General features: G+C 75.2%; 3 protein-coding genes. All 3 read right to left on the bottom strand.

Going from position 1 to position 3,030, the window contains the following annotated elements; translation table 11 throughout:
* Window positions 1–1,387: hypothetical protein (locus FNQ90_RS17900; protein ID WP_182607308.1), on the bottom strand; the 1,387-nt coding region annotated here is incomplete at its 3' end.
* Entirely contained in the window at window positions 1,384–1,998 is a 615-nt protein-coding gene (locus FNQ90_RS17905) for a sigma-70 family RNA polymerase sigma factor (protein ID WP_182607309.1), read from the bottom strand. The genes FNQ90_RS17900 and FNQ90_RS17905, both read right to left, overlap by 4 nt.
* Window positions 1,999–2,468: 470 nt before the next feature.
* Window positions 2,469–3,030 (bottom strand): hypothetical protein (locus tag FNQ90_RS17910; RefSeq protein ID WP_228471353.1); only part of this gene is annotated, 562 nt, incomplete at its 5' end.

Raw genomic sequence — 3,030 nt, forward strand, 5'->3', positions numbered from 1 at the left:
GGTTCGGGGTGCGCGCGGAGCGACCGGCACCGGTCGGAGCGGCCCGGGGGACGCCCTCCTCGGCGGCGGGGCCGGTGGTGTCGGTCGGGTCGGCGTTTCCGGCCTCCCCCGTCGCGGAGGCGATCGTCGGCGCGGCGGACCGGGCCGAACGGGCCGGTCCCTCGAGCCCCTCCACCGCCCCGACCGCGCCCGCGCTGCGGGCCGGATCGGCCGGGACGGACCGGTGCGCGTCCGACACGGCGGCGGGGTCCCCGGGCATCCCGGTGCCCCGGGCGTCCCCGGACGTGTCGGGCTCGTCCGAGGTGTCGGGTTCGTCGGTCTCCTCGAAGAGGTCCCCGCGCACGCCGGTGCCGGAGCCGGCCGGCGGCATCGGGGGAAGGACCGGGGGGATGTCCGGCAGCGCCCGGGCCACGGCCCGGGCCAGGGCGCCGGCGGCGGTCAGCAGGGGGGTGCCGGTCACCACCAGTTGGCCGTGCCGGTCGATCAGCAGGAGCCGGACGTGACCCCGCCCCGGGGAACCCAGCAGGAAGCGCGGGGCGTCGGGACGACGGACGGGCTCGGCGAACTCGGCCGGCAACGGGTCGGGCGCGTGCGGGGCGACCAGCACGGGACCGTATCCCCGCTCCGGCCCGGTGTCGCGAACGATCCGGTACGCGTCGCGCACCGGGGCCCCGGGGTACCCGGGGTGCACGCCCTCGGAGACGGTGACCAGTCCGGGGGGGAGGCGGGCCTCCAACTGCGCGGCGAGGGCCCGCAACAGCACCGCCCGGTTGCGGACGTCACCGTCCAGGCCGATCACCGGCGGGCCGCCACCGGAGTCGAGGAAGGCGCAGCCGCCGTCGCCCCCGTCCCGGCCGACGCAGACCGGTACCGGGCGGTACTCCCTTGCCTCCTCGTCGGTCGGCACCATCGGCAGGTCCTGCCGGGGGATCATCCACAGCCCGGGGACGTCCTCCCCGTCCCGGTCGACACCGGGTTCCCAGGGCGCCGGCGGCGCCGGCGTCGAGTCGGCCGTGCCGGCGAGGCGCACCATCACCAGGTCACGGGTGACCGTCGCGGCCCAGGGGCGGGCGGGCGCGCACAGCGGCCGGGCCGTGGCCATCGCACGCTCGGCGTCGCGCCAGGTCAGCGGGGAGCGCAGGGCCCGGGTCAGGTACCGCAGGTCCCGCCGGTGGCGGTACCAGTTGCGCACCGGGGCGGCGAAGGCGTGGCGGGTGACGGCCATTTCGCGGGCCACCCTCGCGCGGGCGGCGGACCAACCGCCCATGCGCATCGCGATCGCCCTGATCACCAGGAAGAGGACGAGCAGGGTTCCGATGACACCGCAGATCCGGAAGATGGTGTCGCGGTGCTCGGAGAAGAAGGCGATCGGGTCGACGTTCCTCATGCGACGGCCGACTCCCCGCGCCTCGGGGAAGGGACCAACTCGCGGCGCAGGGCCATCAGCGCGTAGTGGGTGCGGGACTTGACGGTGCCCGGGGGGATACCGATGGCACGGGCCGCCTCGGCGCCGGTGCGGTCGCGCAGGTGCACCTCGACCAGCACCTCCCGGTGGGCGGGGGAGAGCCGGGCCAGCGCGTGGCGCACCACCTGGCGGTCCACCACCGTGTCGGCGACGTCGGAGCCGGTGGCCGGGGGCAGCAGTTCGTCGGGCACGACCCCCACCGGGACCGCCCGGTCGCGCCGATGGGCGTCGATCACCAGGTTGCGGGCCACCCGGTGGAGCCAGGCGACCAGCCGCTCCTCCTCGGCGGGATTCTCCTCGTCGCCGAGCTCGACGAAGATCCAGGCGCGCAGCAGCGTCTCCTGCACGATGTCCTCGGCCCGGTGGGGGTCGCCGGCGGTCAGCCGGACGATGTGGCGCAGCAGCCGCTCGCGGTGAAGCAGCAGAAGGGCGGCCAGGCGCCGACCCTGCCGCCCCCGGGCGGCGGGGAGCGGGTTCCGCCGAGCCCCGGCGCACGCCGGCACCGGGGGGGCTGGAGCGGAAGACGGGCACATGGTGGAGGCTCCATCCTCGACACGGACACGGAGAGGAAGGGGGCCACCCGTTTCGTGGATGATCCCCGGGAGGAGGAGCGCACCCCTCCGGGGCGCGTCCGCGGACATTGTTCTCCCGGGGGCAGGAAAAAATCCAGTAATAACCTCAAGCAAAGCTCAGAATCGGGACGATATTATCGCCGGCCGGACACCCCGATGGCCCATCGGCCGTTCCTCGGCTTTCCCGGAGGCCGGGAAGAGGGGAGGCGAAGGGGGTCGGGGCATATGCGAAACGGGCCGGATGCGGGCGAAATGTCTGCCCGAACGGGCCCGAGGTGGTTCGGGGTTCGGGGGCGGGGCGGTCATTCCGTTTTCGGGGCGCGAGCGTGAATTCCGGGTTAATTGACCCGGCGGAGGCGCCCCGGGAGCCGGGGATTGCCGGAGGTGCTTTGGCTTCCTGCAATTCCGGGACCGGGGCGTCGCCGGCGTGTTTATCCCATCACCGGACGGTCCGCCGCGGGGACGGGTATCTCCCGCGGCGGCGGGACCACCACGGTCTCCCCGCAATGGAAGGCCGGCAGCATCGGACCGGCGGTGACGCACACCCGGACCTCCACCCGGCGAATCGCGCCCTCACCCCCCGGATCGGTGTCGGCGAGGGAGAAGCGGTACCGCCGCTCGGGACCCTCCTCGGGGTCGAGCCCCACCATGCGGTAGTCCACCGGGCGGCGACTGTCGGGGCCGTAGGCGACGAACTCGGCGAAGACCCGGCCCTCGTCCCGGCACACCCGGTCGGCGCGCCGTTCGGCGAGCACGCCGGTGACGTCCACGCCGGGCGGCCGGCCGATGGGGTCGACGCTCCACACCATCTCGCCGCGGGTCACGGCGTGCAGGCACTCGGTGCGGTGCTCAGCGGCGAAGGTCGTGACGGCGGCTTCCGGCGCGGACCCGTCGGAGGGCGCGAACGCCTGGGCGGAGCTGGGCTGCGCGGCGGCACCGGGGGCCAGGGCGCCGACGACCAGACCGGCGAGGGCGACGCCTGCGGCCCAGAGG

The organism is Streptomyces alkaliphilus, from assembly GCF_014141535.1.
Classification (GTDB): Bacteria; Actinomycetota; Actinomycetes; order Streptomycetales; family Streptomycetaceae; genus Streptomyces; species Streptomyces alkaliphilus.